Raw genomic sequence first — 21,399 nt, forward strand, 5'->3', positions numbered from 1 at the left:
GGGAGTAGCCAACCCGGATTTACTTTCAACCTACCGTTTTCGCGCGCCGCTGACGGAAGAAAATCGCCAAAAGCCCGATCGCACCTACCGCCAACAGCAGCCATTCTTCCGGTTCAGGAACCCCCGAAACATTCAGAGGGTTATTCGGCTTAGTTAACTCCTCCTTACCCGATTCTACCTCGCGATCAAATCGATCGTTCTTAGCTTCTGCTGCTTTTAGCTGCTCCCTTTGCGCGTCATTAACTAACACAATCATCGAAGAATAAGGCGTCACCACTTTGAAATTTTTAGCTACGGCGTGCATCGCATCCAGTTGCGTCAATTGATTGGAACTTTTCTGCTTGCTAAGTGCAGTTATCAACTGCCGCGCAGCTATCGGTTTAAAGCCTTCATTTCCGGCATTTTTTGACTCTGCAACTGCCGCCGATTTTGCGGTTTTTTTCGATGGCGGGGTTTTGGCATAACTCCAAACATAGCCGTCAACAACACTAACTGTAGATTTAGCCGAAGCTGCTGTCGTTGCTACTCGCTGTATCGCCTCTTTCATATCCGTAGCAACTCCGCCACCGCTATCTTGAATCACCTTTAAAGTTGCGTCGTCGTAGCCGGGAGGCAAGCCTCCCAAATGCACTGTCCATAGGGGTGCAGAGATGGAAAGTTTAGGTTGGCGATCGTCCGATAATTCGTAACTGTGGCGATCGCTCACCAAAAATACAGTATCGTAACTTTTATCGCCCCGCAACTGTGCAAACTGTTGCAGCATATCTTTGAGCTGGATCGTACCGTAAAATGTCACCTTTGCTGCATCGAAATTGCGTACATCTTCCACAAACTTAGGTGGCATTCCCGCAGCGCTGGCGACATACAAATCAACAGCATTTTTGCCGGCTCCATTCGCTTTCAACCATTCAAAAGTCTGTTTTACTTCCTTCTTTTGGGCCGTCATGCTGCGGGAAGTATCGAGAATAACTGCAAGTTTTTTGCCTTGCGGTAGCGAGTAATTTGCCTCAGCCAGCGAGTTAGCAGAAATGATATTTCCTCCCGGTAGAACCGCCTGCTGCGCTGTTAGAGGTTGCTGTGCGACTGCGGGCAAAAAGGGTGGCAGCCAAGTTTCTCTTGCTTCTTTCCCGCTGTATTTTACCTCTTTTCCGGCGATCGTGCGGCGAGTATTTTGGTTCCAGAAAATGTTGCGTTTCTCAGCCAAAACAGGCATCGCCCAACCCTGCGGCTGGCGCATGACTTTGTAAGTCAGCCACAGGTGCATTTCCGTTGGCCCGTCAGTTTGGGTGAATTCTCTTTTAGCCGGGATTGGAAAAGCCCGCAAGCGGTATTGTTTGGGGCCAATTTGTTCTAGCAAAGCAGGATCGACTCTTTCTCTCACCTGTTGATTGTAGACTTGCTGGGCCGCACCTCTAGGCGATACCGTAAATACAAAACGCTTTTTCAAATCGCCAGTATCTCCCAGCCAAATTCCTGTAACTGCGGCGCTTTCCGGCAAGGAAAAGTAATAGAATACTTCTTGCAAGTTCGGTGTTTGATTTTTGTAAACTTCGTAGAGTTGAACGTCAGACCAGTCGCCGTTTTCTTTTACTGTCACTTCTTGCGACTGCAACCATACTTTTTCTTGATTGACATTCAGCAAACCAGCTTTTGCTTCTTCCCGGTTTGAGGTTGACTGTACCGCGTGTTTTACTGCTTCTGTGTCACCTTGTTGCAGTTCCGTATCGAAGAATTCGCCGTAGAGTTTTTCGGCTTTTTCCACATCAGCACTAGAGCCTTGATATAAAAACGGCGACATTAAAAAATTATAGCTGTTCTGCACCGTTTGAGCTGCTCCATCAGGCAAATTCAAAGTATTTTTGTATATCTCATAAATGTGGTTGTTTTCTCCTACAGTGCTGAGGTAGCGGTAAGGGGACAAATAAGCGTTAACTAAGCCGGATCGAATCATATCAGATTTGGCTAATAAAGTTTCGCGGCTGCTCTCGTTTGCGGGCGGAGTCGCCAGCATTTTCAGTGCTTCAACTTGTGGCTGCTGCTGCAAAGCGGCGAAAATAGCCAGCCAAGCTGCTATGACTCCCAAACTTCCTATTATCGCTTTATTTTTCCCGTATTGTGCAGCAAAGCTCTGCCATATTTTCCGCCCGGAATGAATGTAAAGAAAGCCGTACAGCGAAGGCATGACAACGAACAAGCTACAGGTTAAACCAAACAATATAAACGATAGCGGTATCCAAATTAAACCCCATATCCACTCCCCGTATCTAAAGATATCCCAAAATGCTGATACCCATGTAAACTTGAAAAATTCAATGACTACATTGAAGAATCCATAAAGTGTAAACAAGGCTACAGGTACAGCGTAATACATCAGCAATGTTGCCGCCCAAATGCCAACTACTAGCATTAAACTATGGCATCCTAATTGCAACCAGGCACTTTGCTTTTCTCCGATCAAGCTGAAAGAACCAGGCTGTTTTTTATGGGAAGTTGGAGAATCTGAGACATTTTGAACATTTTCTTTTTTACCCAGATATCCGTACAGCATTTCTACTAAAAATGCTGCAATGCACAAAGCAATAGTAGCGATAATTTGATAACTAGCTGGGGTGAGTTCTCGCAGCAGGAACAAGCGGAGCAAACACAGCAAAAATAGCGGTGCTTCTACGCCGTAAAACCAACGCATTAGCTGTAGGGGTTGCTTGCTAAAACGCCTAGCTCCTATTAATGTACATACCGTGGGTACTGCGATCGTAGCTGCCATCGTCAAAGAAAACTCTACCGGGATAATGCCATCGATTGTCGCCATAATTAATGGCAATCCTATAATCGGCAAAATTCCCAAGTAAACAATCGATAAGAAAGTCAAATTCCATACCCAAAAAATTGTTTGAAAAACTCCATTAAATACCTGTTTGATTTTCATTCATTTCTCCTGATAAGCTTTGTTTAACGGTATCGTATACATTCCTAGCAAACTCTTTTAATTCATGATTTTCTGCTTGTACTGAACTGTTAAATAAAATGGAAATTAGCACCCAAGTATGGTTTTTGTGAGTGATATCGCTGCCGATGCGCGACAAGAAGTTATCGGTAGTTTGCTGTGCAGATTGCAGCCAGTATGTAGCGGATAGTTGGTTGTCTTTGAGAGACAGCCAGCGCGCCGTTACAGCAGGAGTTAGCTGTTTTATTTCTATTCGATTGACGGGAATGCCGCTGGCTACAAAACACAGCTCCGGTGCGTGATAAGTCTGCCAAGATGTGCTGGCTACTGTGAGCAGGGAACCGTGCAAGTTGCCTGATACAAATCTCTTTTTTTCTGTTTGGGTGCCGGGGTAATTGCCAAAGAATTTTTGTTCGCTGGGATTCAGCGGGATTGATTCGGACACAATCGGTTCGGGAAATTTCAGGGGGGCGATCGCTAATTTTTCACTTTCTACATGATACAATTGAGAAATTGCACCCAAAACCGCCACCGCCACAATTAGTCCAGGTTTAGCCAAAGGCTGATTTTTGACTATTTCTAAATCCCGTTGCGAGTTAAAATTAATTTCTTTTGTTTCTTGAAATGTCGGAACTTTTTGCAGCATTAACCAACTTAAGAAGCAAGCGCCGATTAAACCCACAATTCCTAGGGGTACGTGCAGCATTGCTGCATAATTTGGCTGTTGTAAAACTTGGGCAACCAGCACTAGCACGGCAACCCGCAAAGCGTTAGCAGACACTAACATTAATAAGTTAGCAGCGCATACTGCCAGCCATTTTAAACTCAATTTGCGGCATTCTAGCCAGGTAGCAGCAAGCAAAAATAGCGTTCCCACTAAGAGGGTTTTAATGCCACTACAAGGCACATCAACGTGAGCGATGCCGTTTTCCAAAACGATAATATCGTAAGAAGAAATAGCCCCAATGTGCAGCAGAGAGAGCAACTGTTCTACTACCTGAGCAGTCAGCACTCGCGCCGGCAAACCTAAGCCACTATTCAACTGACTGTTAAATGGTAAAATACAAGCCAGCAAGCCTGCAACGGGTAAGTTTTTTCGCCAAAAGTGCGGCTCCACCAATAAGCCGCACAGCCCGTAAGTTCCGAGGATAAATAACAGGACAGTAACTTGTTTGATATCAATTATGCACTGAAGGGCGATCGAGCAAATACCCGTACCCAACATCAACAGCAGCGGATATCGCCTCAAAACGAAATGGGGTGAAAATCCGGGGGGGCGATCCTCTTCGAGGGCTGCGGTAACGGAGTTCCCGCTCGATCGCACTACTAATGCTACAATCAAAAAACCAATTACTATCTTGTACAGTGTGGGTATCTCAACAAACGAGGATAACAGCCACTTAACTGCCGAGATATTGGCCCAAAACCAAGCAAGGGCTAACAAACAAGGAGCCAGCCAAACCAAATTAACCCCAGAATTGGGACTGACAGCATCTGGAACGTCAGAATTGGGAAGATTGGTGCGCTGCATGATACCGCTTGACATTCACGTTGGTGACATCTTAGCTCAGCAAAATTAGTAATGTCTAGACCGGTTATTTAAGTTTTGTCAAGCTTCGATTTTCTCTACAGAGAAGCTAGCGTTATAATAATTAATTTTAGCGGAGGTAAAAATGAGCGAAAAAAGCCCAGGATACAAAATTGTTAGCGATAACCGACAAGCGCGCCACCTCTATGAAATTATAGAGACATACCAAGTGGGCATCGAGTTGAAGGGAACCGAAGTCAAATCAATTCGGGAAGGAAAAGCCAATTTGCGGGACGGATATGGTTTAGTTCGGAACGGGGAACTGTGGCTCATCAACGTTCATATTTCGCCTTGGAGAAGTGCTAGCAACTATTTTAATCACGAACCCCGCCGCACCCGTAAATTGCTGATGCACAAGCAGGAAATTCGCAAATTAATCGGCAAAGTGGAAGAAAAGGGCTTGACTTTAGTGCCGTTAAAAATGTATCTGAAAGGTGGCTGGGTAAAACTCGATATCGGTTTGGGTAAAGGGAAAAAACTGTACGACAAGCGCGAAGATTTGAAGAAACGCGAAGACAAGCGAGATATGGAAAGAGCGATGAAGCAATTTTAGTCATCCGTCATTAGACATCTCCGAAAAAGAAACTGAAACCTTTGCTACTCAAAGGGTGAAATTTAATTTCGGAAGATGTTTATTAGTCAGGAGTAATTAGTAATTAGTGATTAGTGATTGTCCCTAGGGATAGATTATTTTAGCTCGCGTTTGGTTAATTACTTATCATAATATTTCTCAATATCTTCCCTTTAGGATTTTGAGGGCTTCCATCGTCACTACAAACTTAATTAGAGTTATTTCACCGGAGTCCATCCCATCGGCTCTCCTGGGGTTGTGCTGGAAACGGTAGTGTGAGCGTCTCCCTCACCCAGGTTTTCGGACTTTTACCACAAGAAGTTTTATTTTTATTATCGCCTAAAACTCAGGCGAGCCATCTTATCTCCTAATAAAGTCGCATATGGGCGATGCTCGTCGCCCAACTAAGTATTATTACTTATCAATAGCCAACAGTCGTGCCTGGTTTCGGGCTTCGGCTTCCCGGTTCTTTTTTTCTGAAAATATCCGGATGGCTTGTGGAGTCCCATGAATGATTAACCTATGCTCGAATACATCTGGGTAGTGGGGCTTTACCCAACCATTCGGCTGTGGACTGACAAACTCTTATGAGAAATAAGCTCAAACCTGAGTCATTTCGTAAGATTATGACGCCATTAGGGTGGCAATTAAATCTGGCAAACAAAATATCGCCCAACTCTCAAGTTAAAAAATGCTAAAAATCACACCATTAGCTAACATTTTCAATGCCATGAAAGAGCCAGCAAAAAAGCATCATAACTCCAAGTGGGGAGCCTTATTGCTGATGCTAGCAGTAGGCTTTGGCGGCTGGCAAATAGGGTTGCCGGAACTGGCATCATTTTTTAATAATATGGCGTTTGAAAACTACAAAGCCAATCGATTGGCTGATACTCAACAAGCATATGAGTTAGCACTTTCTGTCGATCCGAAAAGCCGAACAGCTCTTTACAATTTAGGATGGCTTTGCGAAGAGGTGCAAGATTTACAATGCGCCCGTGGAAAATATCTGCAAGCTGCCAAACTCGGTCTGCCTGCTGCTTACAGCAATCTGGCTCGATTATATATAGTTGATCAAAAGAACTATCCGGCTGCGGTTCACTTCCTGTGGCAAGGTTTGAAATTAGCTGAGGATGATCGAGTCAAATATTCTTTACTCAAAAACTTGGGATGGGCTCGCCTGGAACAGGGTCGATATTCAGAGGCATTGCAACATCTGGATGAAGCCATTAAACTTGATAGTGAAGGACCAGCAACTTACTGCTTAAAAGCGCAAGTCCTAGAAAAGATGAAAAATACTAAGGCAGCGCTACCGCAGTGGAAAATTTGTCTAAAGTATGCGGATTCTCAAGAATTCGATGAGGATATATGGATAGGGATGGCACGTCAACGAGTAAACGAGGAAAAAACAAATAAATGAAACGCACAGTTTTGTTTTCATCAACCATACTGGCAATTATAACGGTACTGGAGCTAAGTCAAGCCTCAACAGCACTGCCAACTCCTTCGACTGTTAAAATTACAGTTAATGAATCAGTCGAAACGCCGTTCCACTCCAATCAATCGACGTGGCGGCGGTGCAGAGATAGAGATGGTGGAAAATATCCATGTCCCAGATTCATCATGACTCCGGAGAGCGAAAAATAAGAGTTATTTTCAATAAATTTTGTAGAGTGTACCATCACCACTTTACACAAACAGGTATGTAGTATGTAGTAGTATGCAGGGTGCGCCGTCCGCACCTTATAGCATTTGAGATGTGAGATTAATAATTGAAGAATTGGAAATAACTTATGGCTATAATGGTTTGCAGCTTGCATAAAGCTGCATTCTTTTTTTGCACTGATATAACTCTTTATCATTGCGGTATCGCCTATTGCTGGAATCCGCACCGGGCGGGGAGAAAATCCCCGCCAGCAATTCTATCTACTCGCCCTCGCTCAAAGCTGAATCTGGCTGCTGCTGATGCGAGTTGCTGTAAAAACTAGCAATAATCGCCACCATCAACCACCACAGCATATTAACTTCTGGCCGGTACCAAACTGTATCGACAAAACCGTGGGCCATCATGCCGGCTAAAGTTGCGATCGCCCCAATCAACCAAAACCCCTGATTCGATTTGAGATTTTGGATTTGAGCTTCTTTCTCTAAACTAGAGATTTTAAATTGTGAATCCCGCAGATGTTTGATCTGCAACAAACCTTGATTGACGGTGACAGTCATCAGCCAAAGGAAACACATTAAACCGATAAAACCGGTTTCCACCGCAATTTCCAGCAGCACGGAATAAGCGCTCAAAGCAGTGAATTTGGGCCTCATATAAAGCGGATAAACTTTATTAAAAGCAGTGTTTCCCGGCCCAATGCCGAGAATTGGTCGATCGCGAATCATGTCAACTACCGCCGTCCAAACATTAATCCGAAAATTGTTACTGCTGTCATCTCGGCCGATAAACATACTCGAAACTCGATCGCGCAGCGGCTCCACTAAAGCCACTCCCAAAATTAAGGCTCCCACCAAACCTCCTAACCCTAACGGCAGGGCCCAAGTTCGCCAGAACCGAGGCATCAAAGGGCTGTACCAGTACCACAGCAGCACTAAAAATACCACCAGTAGAGCCACAAAACCGATCCAAGCACCCCGGCTGTCCGTGTAGCGCAAACACGCGCAATTCACCACCAGCATCGTCAGCGCTAAAACTTTTGTTCCCCATCCTTTCCACACAAAAAGTGCGGCGGCGCTCAATGCAATGGCCGGCAGCAAATAGGAACCAAGCAAGTTAGGATTCCCCAAAAAACTGTAAACTCGCGTGACATTGGCTTGAGTAGAAGTCGGATCGTTCCAAGTAGCTAATGGTGGCACTTTATCAATCCACTGCCGCACGCCATAGAAACTGACAATTAAAGAGACGTTCAAAAATACGGCAATTAACCACGATCGCCAACGGGGCGATCGCAATATCCGAGCCATCAGCGCAAAAAACAGCAAATACAGCGTTAGCTTGCTCCAACCAGTAGCAGCGGCGACTTTCACCGGCGACATCGCCGTTGCGACAGTGGCTATGCCCCAGTAAAGCAGAACCAGCAAATGAATCGGCGTGAAGGGGATCTCGCGATCGTCCGAAACAGTCAGCAGCACCCAAAATGCAGCGCTAGCCGCCATCAACACCCCCACCAAGGCATTGTTTACAAACGGCGCCAAACCGAAAGTCAAGGCCAGTAAAACAAAACCCAAGGGTTCGGCCCACTGCATCAGCCAGCTACTCTGCCGCCAACTGCGTAAAGAGCCGATCGCCAAATTGAATAAATAACTTCTACTTTGCCACTGAGAGAGCGGTAAATTTGTCAGAGTTAACTGTTGCCAAACTGAATTCATTTTTAGATTGATTATTGGTAATTGGGAATTTGGAAGTGGGAATTGACTCTGAAAGCATCGAAAAGTGTTAGTAAATCACATGGGGTATCATTCTCCTTTAAGGCTTTGCTGGTCGGCTCCACAAAGAATAAATTTCTTGTGGGGGGCACGGGAACTCGCGCATAAAAGCCTTATTGATAATGGTGCAACATCTCAGTATTAATTAACAAATGACTTGTTTCTTCTTCCTTCTTCTTTCCATCCGTTACATCCGTGAGAAAATCCGTTGCCAAACTTCCTTCTTCCTTCTTTAGCCTTCCAACAATTCCGTAGCATTTGTGCAGGGCAGCCAGAGCACGTAGCGATATCCAGATTCCGGGGCGCCTTGAATTGAGAGTTCACCACCTTGAATTTCCACCAACTGGCAGCAAAGCAGCAGCCCCAAGCGTTCCCTGGCCCCATAACCAGCTAACACCGGTGCGGTATCCTCGGCATTCTGGGCCACCAAATCCGCCAACTCAGAAAACGCCAGCGTTAATCGCTGCGAACCCTGTGTCGGGAGTGGCGCTTCGACTCCGGGGGAGTCGGTTTCGGAGTGCGATGGCGAACCGCTACCAGATCCGGCCTTCAACAAGTAGTCGGTGTAGAGTTTAGCATGGGGCAAACTTTCCCCTAACCAAGGATGAAAAACCCAAACTCCAATGTTGATACCGTCTTCTTTCCGAGAAACGTGGACTCGAATCACGCTGCCTGCCCCAGCAGATTGAATAATGCTAAAAATTAAGTGGTGCAGCATTTGCTGAACCTTATCTTTATCCACCAACCAGATGCGCGACCCGGGCCCCATCGACAAATTAATTTCTTGCTCTCGTCTACTTGCCACCGATGACAGGATTGTCACAACCTGCTGGCACAAAGTTTCTATATCGACTGCGGTTCGCTTCAAGGTGAAAGCGGAATCGTCTAGTTCTGACAGTTCCAAAATTTCTTCAACTAGCGATCGCAAAGAGCGGCTGCTGTCTTGGATCACGTCAATATATTCTTTTTGCTTGCTCGTTAAGGGGCCATAAATTTCTTGTTTCAACACGCTTGCCATGCCGAGGACAGAAGTGAGCGGTGTGAGCAATTCCTGCGCTAAATTATTGAGCAGTTTTACTTTAATTGAGTTAGTAGACAAATCGATAGGTTTGTTAGTCATCGCTAATTTTTATTGGTTCATTGTCGAGCGAGGGTTTGCGGTTCATTAGACCTATTCCAAAAGTTTATAACAATCTGTTTATAATTCACCAGAAAAAAACGTAGTGAAGAAAAATATATATTCCTTCCTCCCTAGAAGCTCTTCCTTATCTGAGTAGTTAACATTTAATCATTGCTTCTAAAGCTGATTGCAAGTCTTGAGTGAGTTCGGCAACTGCTAACCTGCGGCTGGTTTGATATCGATCCCAACGATCGCTCACTGATATGGGTTCGCCCACGGTCATTTGTACCTGCTGTTTGCCCAACTTCGGTCGGCCGAAAGGATTTCCCCCTTTGATGCGAGCTAGTACGTCCCACAGCAGTAAAGTTGTCTCTGCCAAACGTTCTGCTGTCAGTTGTTCTGCGACGTACCTGCCCGTGACGGACACGAAACTTTCTACAAGTCTCATGTGCCACATCCGAAGACCTGCTTCTTCAGCGAGGCGATCGGCTAATCCTCTTTCTAAGGGAGAAAGTGCTGCAATATCTTTGATATCTTCTCGATAAATATAGTCCCAGCCTGCTTGTTCCACACGGCGGCAGCGGTCTATTAAACTGCCTTTGGGCTTTAAGTTAAAATATTCTTCTGCTACTTGCAAACCCACGTCTAACAGGGCTTTCAGTCGAGCCATCATTACTTCATTGCCCGAATCATTTCCCGTTTTTTCGGGTAGCGATAATGATGTTAAAATAGATGTTTCAGGCTGTAAATTTTTATGATAAAAACGGCTGTAAAACTCTTCCATTACTGCTAGCAAATGGCTGCCCAGTCGAATCAGGCGCAGATATTGGAATTTGTGATTGTGGTTTTCGGTATCGGGATTGGCAGTCTCTAAATTAGCGATCTCGGTGCGTTCTAAGGGTGGCAGTCCGCAATCAATTTCTAATTGAGTTAAAAGTTTTTCTAGGGGTTGCCAAGGTGGGTTGACATAGCGGTATTGAATGCCGATCGGCACAATTAAAACTTTTTCAGTGCGTCCGGCTTTGAGCAAATCTTCAACGCACCAGAAACCCATTTGAGAAATTCCCGGTTCGAGGGGACTGACTATTTCATTGTGACCGTTGGTAGCGCCTTCTGGGGCGGCGGCGATCGGGAATTGGCTGTTGGCAAATAAATTGCGGGCAGATCGCAATCCGACGCGATCGATCTTCCCGCGAACAATCGGAGTGCCACCGAGTTGGGAATACAACCAGCCGACGCCCGCACCGGCCCACAGGGGAATGCCGCGATCGTAGATAAAGTGGGAATGTACCGGGAATTGCAGGGGAATGCCTTTGGCGCGCGCTGCCTGGGGAACGAGTTTCCAAATTAGTTGTCCCAAACAGTAGGGATCGTCTGAGTTGGGGTGGCGGAAGGCTAGCAAGAAGCGAACTTTCTGATTTTGAAATTGGTGGAATAGTTCGGCGAGGGTTTCGACGTTTTCGGCTTGAACGTGGCTGATACTCGTCCGAAATCGCAGCCACCAGGGGAATATTTGCTTACAACCTTGCATCACTAGAGGGTTGTAGGCTGGGGGTATGAATTCCAGCGGCGGCTGAACTTGGCTAATTGAATTGGGCATTTTGCGATTTTAAATTTTAGATTGTAGATTACTAGGTTGGGGTAAAAACTGCCAATTTTTAGAATGCTGAAGTTTTTTTATTAACCGCAGAGGACACAGAGGACACGGAGTAAAAGAGGAGATAGCAAAGCGTGTCAATTTAACGTCAAAAGTATTGCCCGTCTGGAATCGGATATGATGTCGAGTCGATCGACCTCAATATTTTGGTCGGGGCGGATTTACGGGATGCCTGGCTTATATTACAGATCGGGGGTGAACTAGCCCTGACAAGAATTACGATTATTTTACAGGACTAGATATGAAACCATCATATTTTTTACCCCCCTGTCCTTGACAAGGGGGATGCGAGGGGGTCAGAAACTCGATTAAAAACGAGATTTATCCTCAGTTTCCGCCTTCAACACAAATTTTTGCCATCCAAAATCTAAAATCTAAAATCCTATTGTGCGGCTTCAAATATCATTTCTTGGAAGTTAATGACATCCGATCGCGGATCGCAGTGGGTGACTTTGACTTCTAGCCGATCGCCTATTTCCACCGATCGACCAAATCGCATTGCCAATTCTAAACCCAACTCTTCCAATAAAATCAATCCGAGATTGCTGTCTTCCCTCAACCAGCGCAGCATTAAAGCTTCCCAAACTTCATCTGGGTTGCGCCGCAAATATTCCAATCCCCAATAGCGGTTAGTTTGGCGTTCGACGGTGGATGCTTCTTTAACTGCGGTGCCGAGACACATTACAATGTCCTGTATTTCTTCAGCGGAAAAAGGCAGTGGTTCGCCGCGCAGGTGGGCTTTGATTTGGAAGTGAGTCAGCAAATCGGTATAGCGGCGGATCGGGGAAGTAACTTGAGTGTATAATTCCAAACCCAAGCCTGCGTGGCGTCCGGGGGTCAGCCCCATTTCGCTGCGGGGCATACACCGGCGCACGGCGCAAGCGCGGGCGGGGCCAGCAGGTACGGCCAGCAGTTCTTCATCGGGAGGGAGTTCGGGCTGTGGCTGATAGCGGTAGGGTATGGGCAGGCTATGAGCTTGACCGTAGCGGGCGGCTAGTTCGCCTGCTAAAATCATCATTTCGGCTACTAGCATCCGGGCTGTGGAGTCGTCGATGACGTGGATTTTGATGTCGTCGCCGTTGACTTTGATGACGGATTCTGGCATAAAAATGCTGATTGCGCCTTGGGCTTCCCGCCATTTTTGGCGCAGTTTTGCTGCTGAGGCGATCGCTGCTATTTCCGGTTCTGCTTCGATTCCCAACTCCAGCATTTCGTCTACGTCATCGTAGGTCAAGCGGTAGGTGGGTTTTATGGTGCTGATGTGGATGCTGTAATCTTGAGCCGCGCCGAGTTCGTCTAAGGTGACACTGAAGCTGAGGGCGCTGCATTCTTTGCCTTGAATTAAACTCATCGGCCCGGTTGCCAAAGCTGGGGGAAACATGGGAATCATTCCGGTGGGCAGATAAACCGTAGTGGTGCGCTTTCTGGCTTCGAGGTCGAGTTCGTCTCCGGGGGAAAGCAAGCGGGTGGGATCGGCGATGTGTATCCACAGGCGCTGCTGGCCGTTTTCGAGGAATTCTAAGCTGAGGCCGTCGTCGATTTCGGTGGTGCTTTCGTCGTCGATCGTGTAAACCTTGAGGTGAGTTAAATCGAGACGATTTGTGTCGGAGTCGGTTGGGGGATTTTCTAGGCAGCGTTGGGCCACTTCTAATACCTTTGCGGAGAATTGTAGGGGAATTTGGCTGCGCCGCAAAAACAGGTTTTCGTGGGTACTCCACAGGCCGAGATCGACTAGGAGGCCAAATGCTGCTTCGGGGTTTTCGGATCGTTGCAAGCTGGCTAAAGTTTCTAAGGCTGGGGTGCGGTGCGTTGCTTCTTCTCCGAGGAGGGCAAAGCGTTCTAGGGCGTCGAGGCGAGTTCGATCGCTGTGTTCCCAATCTACATTTTCCCCTGCCAGCCGCTGTTTGACTCGATCCCAAAATCCTTGGGATTCTTGGTGTCGCTGCTGTTCTACTTCTTGCTGGTGTTTGATTTCGGCTACTTGGGCTGCCGGTCGCGGTTCGTAGCGATCGCCCTTTTGTTTGAAATACAGTTTGTCTGTTGATAGCAAACAGTAAGCCGCGTAACACTGGGCCGGACTGCGTTCCGAAAATAGCAGCATTGCCAGGGCTTCGGGATCTGTCGTTTCTCCGTCGCCGACTAAAAGTTCCCAAGCTACTTCCAAACTCGACGGATCTGAGTATGCTTCTACTTCTTTGAGAAATTTGGGAATATCGGAGGGTTTGTAAGTTTCTCCGACTACTTCGTAGGTGATTTGTTTGGGCGGTATGCTGTGCGGTTGACCGTTTTCGTCTACCACGACCCAGTTTTTCTTGCCGTCGGGGCGATCGGCAACTGCCAGACGGCGGTCGCCGTGCACTCTAAATTCTACTAACGTTCCCTTCTCCACTTGCCAGCTTTATATTTGAGATTTTGGATTTTTACAGTAGCCACTTATCGAGTTTCGAGCTTGCGATTTTAGATTTTGGATATTGGCAATTTTTCTGGTCTCTTGTGAAAGTTAAAATCTAAAAAGTTGTTTTTTCTTCTTGCTTTTTTTTTAACTTCTGACTTGTGATTAAGACTTGCGCTGCCGCTACTCTTAACCCTTTTTCGCGATTATTTCGCTGCATTCTTGCTGCACTATTAATGACAGAAAGACGTTCTTTTTGCGCAAGTCTTATTCCCAGTCCAAAATCTAAAACCCAAAATCCCAAATCCTGTTAACCTTCTTGGTTTACGAAGGGCATCAAAGCTACAATTCTTGCTCTTTTGATGCTTCGGGTCAGGTCTCGCTGCTGTTTTGCAGTCAAACCGGTAATCCGGCGGGGCAAAATTTTACCGCGTTCTGTGACGTATTTTTTGAGCAAATCAACATCTTTGTAGTCGATCGGGTCTCCTGGTTTGATGGGCGAAACGCGCCGGCGAAAATAAGTCATGGTTTGTTGTTTTTTGACTGTTGTTTGTTGACTGTTGATTGTGAGTTTTTAGTTATTAGCCGTTAGTTGCTAGCCGTCAGGAAAGCATTGGTTAGTTATTTGCTTTTCGCGGCTCAATATCAATTGCCAACAACTGATGACTGATGACTAAGGACTAATGACTAATCACTACTTGATCTCTTTGTGGGCCGTGTGCTGGTTGCAGTGGGGGCAGAACTTTTTGAGTTCCAGCCGCGCCGTCGTGTTGCGACGGTTCTTGGTGGTGGTGTACCGAGACACGCCTTTGGAGCGTTTGCTTACGTTTGTACGGCACTCAGTACACTCTAGAGTAATTATGATGCGGACGCCTTTAGCCATAATTCTAAATAAATTTCGACTAATTTAAACACAATTTATTATCTTCTCACATTGCTCTGCACTTGGTCAAGCAATCTTCTAACTTTGATGTCGAGGGAGTAGCCGCGGCGGGTTCCGACGACCATCGTCCGGCCGATGCGATCGTGGAAAGCTTGGGGAAACCTTTCGCCGGAGTTGAGGGCAACGCTACAGTCGATCGCCAGGGGCAGCATCAGCAGCAAAACGGCGGCGTTGGTAGACGTGAGCCCAGTTATACCTGCGAAGGCTAAGGCGGCGCAAATGCCCAGCAATGCCTCGCGCTTGCACAGTTCTTGCACTCCGGGAGTCCGTAAGAATATGGTATCGGCAATTTTCATGTCCAAAGCCCAGCGCCCGAGACTTTGACCTTGGTTTTTCCTGACGATGGCTACGCGCATGATCAGCCACAGCAAAACAAAAAATATGGTTTGGACGATCGCATTATTGCCCAGAAGCAAACTGGGCAGCCAAACTGCGATTCCGTCGATGCAGAAGGCCGCTGCGCGGCGGCCGACGGATACTTTGGGAAGGAGGGGTACTAAATCGGAACTCATAGGCAAAAAGGTCGATCGCCACTAGCTACTTTTTCATCATCTTAAGCTGTGGATTAATCGATCGGCATCAATGGTGCCTAAATCAACGTCAAAGCCAACCGCTAATTATTCAAGCTGAAAATGGATTTTCGCCAATTCCCAACTGCTTTTTCGAGTTTTCCACCTCTTCCCAGAGTTTTTGTATTTGAGTAAATGCCTGTTCCACAGAGATTTTACCGTTAGATGTCAAAGAACTGATATAACCCACTCGCTGAGAAAACTCTTGTAAATTCGCATTAAATACCAAATTCTCTGGCTTTACTTCACCGTAATAGCGATTTTGAGGATATAAAAAATTTGAATTTGCTACCATTGCTTTAACCTCGCCTGAAAACTTGTTTCCTGAACTAATAAATATTATAAACCGCGACGACCTTCTCAAGTTGTGTTGTAAGTAGCAGAAGTCATGTGACATTTGGCGAACTTTTTTGTGATGGCTATTACACCGACAGAGCGGGACCACAAAAACCTCAGTAATTTCACTTGTACAATTTACGCAGGCGGGGTCAACAACTAAGTTTCTGCCTTAAGGCTTATAACTTCGGATTTGCCGTCCCAACCAGGTTTTTGTTAGTGCAGGACTGAGTTATTGAAATAAGTGACAAAAAAACCAAAAATGGATAATATTATTGCAGACATCAATAGTTAGATTTTTAGTAAAAAACTGCATAATGTCTGCAAATGCGCGTCATAAGAGCATGGTAGTGGTTGAAAACTTAACTTTTATTTGCGGTCTGCTTTCCACCCTGTCCACTTTACGTCAAGTTGCTCGGCTCAATATCAAGGTTGAAAATGCAATGACACAATGCACTAACAAGGCATTGGACAGTAATTCGCAGGAGGTTTTATGGCAATGGTTGACTACTCGCTTTTCACATTGAAGCTGTTCTCGGCACTAGGCTGCGGGCTGATGGCTGGAGTCTTCTTCGCCTTCTCGACGTTTGTGATGAAAGCCCTTGCCCGACTCCAACCAGCACAGGGTATTGCCGCCATGCAAGCCATCAATATAACCGCAATTAATCCGTTATTTATGACGGCGCTATTCGGCACGGCTGCAGCTTGCATCTTTCTGGCTATCTCCTCGCTGTTAAAGTGGCATCAACCCGGTGCCTCTTACTTACTCCTTGGCAGCCTGCTCTATCTTGTCGGTACTGTAGGAGTGACGATCGCGTTCAATGTGCCGCTAAATGATGCGCTGGCGACTGTCGATCCAAGCAGCACTGAGGGTGTGAGCCTATGGGCTAGATACCTGAGCGACTGGACGTTCTGGAATCATGTTCGGACGGCTGCGGCGCTTGCGGCATCGGCTTCACTTACCATTGCGCTTTGTTATCGATCGGTACAATTTTAATTTTACATTTTTATTTTACATTTTTAATTTTGTTTGATCGCTCGCGCGATAGATGCGAGCGATCAAACAAAATTTATTGAGGAGGGTAATTATATGGTTGTGCTGATGGGGCGTCATATTGATGCTGATCATAGAGGTCTTTATTTGAATTAAAAGAAGCCAACCCCAAAAACATTATTATTATCACTGCTATGATACATCCACACCCTGACGAAGTATTTTCTTGAGAAGGAGCATCCTGTAATTGATTTGTGTTTTCGTTCGGTATTGTATTCAATGTTTTGAGTAAAATTTTCGGTATTGTATTCAATATTTTGAGTAAAATTTTGGGTATTATATTTAATATTTTGACCAGTTGTATAAACTTCCAAAATTTTTATTGCCGCCTTTGGATCGCTAAGATATTCAAGATATGCACAGGGCAGCTCAACAATTGCTATTGTATCTACACCTCTTCTACTTTTCCATACCCATGTTCCGTATTTACGTACATATTCATTAATTTTTTGTTTTCCTTCCTTAGATTTCCTAAAATTAGTAGGTGCTTTATTAGGAGGCTTCCCTATTGCACTGTAAAGATTAGTAAGAGAAACTTGTTTATTCTCAATTGTTATTTCAATTCCATTGTAAATTAAGTTGACCATAATTACACCAAGATTTTGAATTACTTAAATTTTGATCTTTGCTGCTCCATCATCAATCAACTGTTTTACATCTTTATCAACTGGATTATCTAGGGGTAGATAGCCACATAGGATGCAGAGATCGCACATAGTCATGGCTTTAATTTCATTCTTTTGGCAAATTTGGATCTTCGCGACAAGTCGAGAGTGGTAATGCTTCACCGCCTTGAATTGTGATAATCCTCATCCGATTGGTATCTGTTGCTGCTATATCTAAACAAGCACAACCATATCCATAATAACCATTGGTTCTGACATATTCCTTTTCGTCACTGGGAATATTATCCATTCCTTCGGCTTGATCTCCCCCTTGCCTGGAAATAACCCAAGTGCCATCTCTGTCTCTTAAATACCAATTTGCAGGTGTGGGATTGTGCAACCATCCACACCTAGTTTCTGTAGCCTTACCAGGCAAAGCTATGACAGAAATAAAGGAGATGATAGCCAGCATAAGCAAGCTTCTTTTCATAACTCTAATCATTTCATCACCTCTTTGGTAAAGTATCACTACAACCAGCTTCTTTAAATTGTTGAAGCAACCGATTTCTATCCGCTGCGGGAAGGGAACTCATTAATTTAGCTGGATCGACTAGGGGTTTAGGCCAAGCGTATTCGTAGATACCAGGTTGATTATTTCTAGTGTTAATAAAAGCGACTCCTAAATAGTTGCCTTGTTGAATGAAACTCGCGAAATTAGTGGTTTTGATGGAATTGCCCGAGATAGTTCCTTGAGCAAAACTTATCCCCATGTCATTTTCTGTGGGAATAAAAGTTTCTATAATACAAACTTTACCTTTAAGAGTTGAAGGGTAAATATTTTCAGTTTCTTCTAGTGCCGTCCATTGACCTATAAAAGGTGCTACATCCGGATTAACTGGCAACCAAGCTCTAACAAACGCTTTCAATTTCTGAGTCTCAGTTTCATTACGGCGGTCTCGAATATAAAAATCACGATTACCCGGGGACGGCGAAGCCACAAAATTGCGAAACCGATTCATTAATTGCTGCAATCATTCTCAGTTGGGTATCGTTTAGATTGTTGTGCAATAATTGGTAAACAAGAACCCAAAATAATTAAATTGACCATCAAGGTGACTACCCGGCATTTTCTCATAAATAATACTCTAAAATTCTGTTAACCCTTAATTTACCAGCAAATCAGCACATCTCTTCCTTGCTGATAAAACCTATGTATAAACCACCACTCCCACAACCCCAACTCGATCGCACGCCAATCACCTCCGAGCGCACTGTGCTAAGTAAAACATACGCGATCGCCAAAAAAGCAGAGCGTTACAATTTGGCAAAACTAATGACCTGTGCGATTATATTACTGCCTGCAAACCTAGCTTTTTCTGCTTCTACTTACTTAGGTAGCGAACCTAGTGCTGAGGCTGACAGCGCTAAATTTACTCAAAAGGTTAACATCATCCTGGCTCAAAATAGCACCCAGGTTCCGCTGAGAATTCGGTATGGTGGGACAGAAGCTAGGGGAGGCTTTGTCCTCATGCAACTTACTGCACCGAATCGAGATACAACTCAACCGGCTTACGGTGGCAAGCTTGGTCTCTACGATGTTCATCTTGCCAAAATGTTTGAAACTTCCCATTTTTTGTGCCAGCAGTTTAGAGGCGTTCCCGGTTATGAATGGGTTTATTCAGCAGGTAATGGAAGTATTCGCATGGGAAACTTTAGAATTCCCTGTAGTTTAGCTAGCGAAATGGCTTCAACCTACGGCTTAGGTAAGCCAGAACGCACAAGCATTGCCAAAGATACCGAGGGCGGCCCTCCTGAATCAGATGTCTATTCTATTCCGATTTTAGACATCACCGGTTCTAAGGTTCAGCGGTGGATGAATTTTGTGCAAAATTTTAAACCAACTAGCAGGGATATGTAGCCACCTGCGAGACTAAACGCTCAAACCTGCAATAAGCGTCATTTCTCAGCGTTCGACTGAGCACAACTCGACTGATCTGGCCAAATGTCTCACGCCGAAGTCCAGGATTGTTTGCAACTATAGTGGAATTGATGGCTCACTCTCAGAAGACTCAGGCTAAAATCTAGGATTAAGGTGAGGACACCCATCAAATAGGCTCTTTTTCATTCTTCCTTCTTCCTTATGTCTCTCAATGTGCGTCAAGCGAAGCTATCCCGAAGGAAATCGCCCCGTCCCAAACCCTGGCTTAGGCAAGTTTTAATTAGACTTGCCATCGCCATAATTGCTGCTATTATCGCCTTCAACCTTCCTCACTCTTTAATTCCAGTGTTTAAAGAATCCGTATCCCAAGCAACGCCTGCACCAGAAATTCAGAACTTGCTCGCCGGCAAGCGCAAAATTGTGATAGTGGGCGACAGCATCACCGAGGCAGGGAAATACCCCGGAGGTTACGTTTGGCTGCTGCAACGCTATCTAAATGCCCTTTATCCCGATCGCACAATCGAAATCGTCAATGCGGGGATCGGCGGTAACAAATCTACTGATATGCAAGCGCGCTTCCAAAAAGATGCGATCGACCAAAAGCCAGGTTTAGTGATGATTAATGTCGGAGTCAACGACGTTTGGAACGCTTTCTTCGACTTCCCAAACAATCAGTTTTATCCGGAAGGCAACTGGCCCGCGGGAGTGCCAGTGGCAGAATATCGAAAGAAAATAACTCAAATGGTGCTGGCGGCAAAAGCCGCAGGAATTCGAGTTGTACTGCTTTCTCCTACTCTGATAGGGGAAAGTATCGACGGCCCAGAAAATCGCAGGTTGCAACAGTATGTTGCCGCGATGCGAGAAATTGCGTTAGAGAATCAGTGCTTGTTTATTGATTTGAATACGCCTTTTCGGGAAGTTATCGGCACGTATCAAAAGCACGCAGGTAAAACTATGAATTTGTTGGCCGCAGATGGAGTACACCCCAATCCGTCGGGATATCGAATTATGGCTTTTACTATTTTGCGAGGTTTGGGAGTACCCGCAAATGATATTGAGAATTTAGAAGTCAAAAAGTGAATCTTTGAATTTAGTTGACTGTTGACTGTTAATTGAAAGTCTCCAGCGTAAAATCCCGCTGATTTATCTCTGGACTTAATCCTTCAAATCTAAAATCTCAAATCATTAAATTGGCGGATGATACCGCTTCAACCAACAACTACCGATAATCACCAACGCCACCACAACAATAATTTCAGTCCAAAAAAACGAAAGAAAATCGCTGGCAGTTCCCACCGGAGGCACCCCCGGCTGAGCATTGCGAATCGCGGGAAAAGCAAACAGCATGACAGCAGTCCAACTCAGCATTCCCACTTCCGGCAACTTGCCTGATTTCATCACTTTCAATGCTAGCAAAAAGGCCATAATTGACAACACCCACATGATCACAATAATCACTAAGGCAAAGAATTTGACCGGGAGCGATCGAGTTGCAGAAACATCAATATAAATAAAGATAGATGAATTCTCCTCCATCGGCTTATAACTGATGTCGAAACCTGGAACGTCGGCATTAAACTTAAATTCCAGTGGCACGGGATTCAGTTCAAATGGAGCAAACTTCTTACCAATCGAAGGCAGCGGGTCAATCGAAATAGCTACTTTAGCAATGTGCCTATCAAACGGGTAATTGTTAATTTTTCCTTTGACTAAGTTAAACTTCAATGCAGGGACAATCATCGGTTTGCCTTCTTTAAAGGTAATTTCCGAATCCTGTACATTTGCGCCGTTAACTGTCATTAACAAGTCTTGAGCCGGGTAAGTTGGCCCTTTTTTATAGATACCTTTGAGTTCAAACTGCAAGCGGGCTTCTAGTTCGTTTTTAATGGGATCAACGGCAATTAATGTCATTTTGACATCAACCAAGCCTTTGGACGCTACAGTGCTTTCTGGAGATGGATTGTAAGGCTCTTGAGCGTTAGCATTGTGAGAGTAAATAGATAAGATGATTGCGAAAATTGCGAGGAAAGTGCCAATTAAAATAAGTATTTTTTTGAAATTAAATGTATTGATGGTTTGCATTTATTATGATATTTTTCATCTTGAATAGTTGTTAGCACTTCCGGCAATCCGCCAGGGGTTTAAACCCCTGGCTCATAGCTAAAGTCGGTTGAAACCGACTAAAGAAACTCGATCGATAATAAATGTTGGTTTTAGTCCTATTTTAGAGGACTTTCGCTGTGAACCGGGGG

Annotated in this window: 21 protein-coding genes; 6 read left to right on the top strand and 15 right to left on the bottom strand. The window is 45.1% G+C overall.

The genetic code is table 11. The annotated features are described in order from the left end of the window. Window positions 1–25: 25 nt before the first annotated feature. Entirely contained in the window at window positions 26–2,926 is a 2,901-nt protein-coding gene (locus QUA27_RS02290; protein ID WP_333066091.1) for a TIGR02921 family PEP-CTERM protein, read from the bottom strand. Beyond that, the gene (xrtO, locus tag QUA27_RS02295; RefSeq protein WP_333066092.1) at window positions 2,904–4,490 is read right to left on the bottom strand and encodes an exosortase O; all 1,587 of its coding nucleotides are present in this window, start codon (window positions 4,488–4,490) and stop codon (window positions 2,904–2,906) included. Before xrtO ends, QUA27_RS02290 begins: the two co-directional genes overlap by 23 nt. 127 nt (window positions 4,491–4,617) lie before the next feature. On the opposite strand from xrtO, the gene smpB reads away from it, so the two are divergent. The 3 genes from smpB to QUA27_RS02310 all read left to right on the top strand — a co-directional run bounded on the left by smpB (window position 4,618) and on the right by QUA27_RS02310 (window position 6,747). Further along, the gene (gene smpB / locus QUA27_RS02300) at window positions 4,618–5,085 is read left to right on the top strand and encodes an SsrA-binding protein SmpB (protein WP_006631384.1); all 468 of its coding nucleotides are present in this window, start codon (window positions 4,618–4,620) and stop codon (window positions 5,083–5,085) included. 709 nt (window positions 5,086–5,794) lie between these two features. Then, entirely contained in the window at window positions 5,795–6,520 is a 726-nt protein-coding gene (locus QUA27_RS02305) for a tetratricopeptide repeat protein (RefSeq protein ID WP_333066093.1), read from the top strand. Then, entirely contained in the window at window positions 6,517–6,747 is a 231-nt protein-coding gene (locus tag QUA27_RS02310) for an Osc7112_2153 family protein (protein ID WP_333066095.1), read from the top strand. Before QUA27_RS02305 ends, QUA27_RS02310 begins: the two co-directional genes overlap by 4 nt. Window positions 6,748–7,026: 279 nt before the next feature. Here QUA27_RS02310 and QUA27_RS02315 read toward each other — a convergent pair whose 3' ends face one another. From QUA27_RS02315 to QUA27_RS02355, 9 genes are all read right to left on the bottom strand, one after another. Then, the gene (locus QUA27_RS02315) at window positions 7,027–8,475 is read right to left on the bottom strand and encodes an IctB family putative bicarbonate transporter (protein WP_333066096.1); all 1,449 of its coding nucleotides are present in this window, start codon (window positions 8,473–8,475) and stop codon (window positions 7,027–7,029) included. Between the two features lie 289 nt (window positions 8,476–8,764). Next, on the bottom strand, window positions 8,765–9,652 hold the full coding sequence (locus QUA27_RS02320) for a sensor histidine kinase (RefSeq protein ID WP_333066097.1): 888 nt from the start codon (window positions 9,650–9,652) through the stop codon (window positions 8,765–8,767). Window positions 9,653–9,809: 157 nt separating this feature from the next. Continuing rightward, window positions 9,810–11,252, bottom strand: a complete 1,443-nt coding sequence (locus tag QUA27_RS02325; RefSeq protein WP_333066098.1) for a 1-acyl-sn-glycerol-3-phosphate acyltransferase — start codon at window positions 11,250–11,252, stop codon at window positions 9,810–9,812. Window positions 11,253–11,691: 439 nt separating this feature from the next. Then, entirely contained in the window at window positions 11,692–13,698 is a 2,007-nt protein-coding gene (locus tag QUA27_RS02330) for a ribonuclease catalytic domain-containing protein (RefSeq protein ID WP_333066100.1), read from the bottom strand. 118 nt (window positions 13,699–13,816) lie between these two features. Beyond that, window positions 13,817–14,005: a hypothetical protein gene (locus QUA27_RS02335; RefSeq protein ID WP_333066101.1), complete on the bottom strand. Its 189-nt coding sequence runs from the start codon at window positions 14,003–14,005 to the stop codon at window positions 13,817–13,819. A gap of 6 nt (window positions 14,006–14,011) precedes the next feature. Continuing rightward, the gene (gene rpsR / locus QUA27_RS02340; protein WP_006631377.1) at window positions 14,012–14,227 is read right to left on the bottom strand and encodes a 30S ribosomal protein S18; all 216 of its coding nucleotides are present in this window, start codon (window positions 14,225–14,227) and stop codon (window positions 14,012–14,014) included. A gap of 168 nt (window positions 14,228–14,395) precedes the next feature. Then, window positions 14,396–14,584 carry a 50S ribosomal protein L33 gene (rpmG, locus tag QUA27_RS02345; RefSeq protein ID WP_190658616.1) on the bottom strand — a complete coding sequence of 63 codons (189 nt, stop codon included), beginning with the start codon at window positions 14,582–14,584 and terminating at the stop codon, window positions 14,396–14,398. Between the two features lie 38 nt (window positions 14,585–14,622). Continuing rightward, a complete protein-coding gene (locus QUA27_RS02350) occupies window positions 14,623–15,156 on the bottom strand; it encodes an RDD family protein (RefSeq protein ID WP_333066102.1) in 534 nt (177 codons plus the stop codon). A 109-nt stretch (window positions 15,157–15,265) separates the two neighbouring features. Beyond that, on the bottom strand, window positions 15,266–15,508 hold the full coding sequence (locus QUA27_RS02355; RefSeq protein ID WP_333061297.1) for a DUF7219 family protein: 243 nt from the start codon (window positions 15,506–15,508) through the stop codon (window positions 15,266–15,268). Window positions 15,509–16,042: 534 nt separating this feature from the next. On the opposite strand from QUA27_RS02355, the gene QUA27_RS02360 reads away from it, so the two are divergent. Beyond that, window positions 16,043–16,546 (top strand): anthrone oxygenase family protein, encoded by a 504-nt coding sequence (locus QUA27_RS02360; RefSeq protein WP_333066103.1) that lies wholly within the window; start codon window positions 16,043–16,045, stop codon window positions 16,544–16,546. Between the two features lie 149 nt (window positions 16,547–16,695). On the opposite strand, the gene QUA27_RS02365 is transcribed toward QUA27_RS02360, so the two are convergent. The 3 genes from QUA27_RS02365 to QUA27_RS02375 all read right to left on the bottom strand — a co-directional run bounded on the left by QUA27_RS02365 (window position 16,696) and on the right by QUA27_RS02375 (window position 18,134). Beyond that, window positions 16,696–17,190 carry a hypothetical protein gene (locus tag QUA27_RS02365; protein WP_333066105.1) on the bottom strand — a complete coding sequence of 165 codons (495 nt, stop codon included), beginning with the start codon at window positions 17,188–17,190 and terminating at the stop codon, window positions 16,696–16,698. 145 nt (window positions 17,191–17,335) lie between these two features. Further along, entirely contained in the window at window positions 17,336–17,680 is a 345-nt protein-coding gene (locus QUA27_RS02370) for a DUF4087 domain-containing protein (RefSeq protein WP_333066106.1), read from the bottom strand. Window positions 17,681–17,714: 34 nt separating this feature from the next. After that, window positions 17,715–18,134 carry a hypothetical protein gene (locus QUA27_RS02375; RefSeq protein WP_333066107.1) on the bottom strand — a complete coding sequence of 140 codons (420 nt, stop codon included), beginning with the start codon at window positions 18,132–18,134 and terminating at the stop codon, window positions 17,715–17,717. Between the two features lie 284 nt (window positions 18,135–18,418). Between QUA27_RS02375 and QUA27_RS02380 the strand changes: the two genes are divergently transcribed. Both QUA27_RS02380 and QUA27_RS02385 read left to right on the top strand, forming a co-directional pair. Next, window positions 18,419–19,126 (top strand): hypothetical protein, encoded by a 708-nt coding sequence (locus QUA27_RS02380; protein ID WP_333066108.1) that lies wholly within the window; start codon window positions 18,419–18,421, stop codon window positions 19,124–19,126. A gap of 222 nt (window positions 19,127–19,348) precedes the next feature. Then, entirely contained in the window at window positions 19,349–20,227 is an 879-nt protein-coding gene (locus QUA27_RS02385) for an SGNH/GDSL hydrolase family protein (protein ID WP_333066109.1), read from the top strand. A gap of 105 nt (window positions 20,228–20,332) precedes the next feature. Here the strand turns inward: QUA27_RS02385 and QUA27_RS02390 are convergent, their stop codons facing one another. After that, a complete protein-coding gene (locus tag QUA27_RS02390; protein WP_333066110.1) occupies window positions 20,333–21,229 on the bottom strand; it encodes a DUF8686 domain-containing protein in 897 nt (298 codons plus the stop codon). Between the last annotated feature and the right edge of the window lie 170 nt (window positions 21,230–21,399).

This window comes from Microcoleus harperi Pol14_C6 (assembly GCF_036701295.1).
Classification (GTDB): Bacteria; Cyanobacteriota; Cyanobacteriia; order Cyanobacteriales; family Microcoleaceae; genus Microcoleus.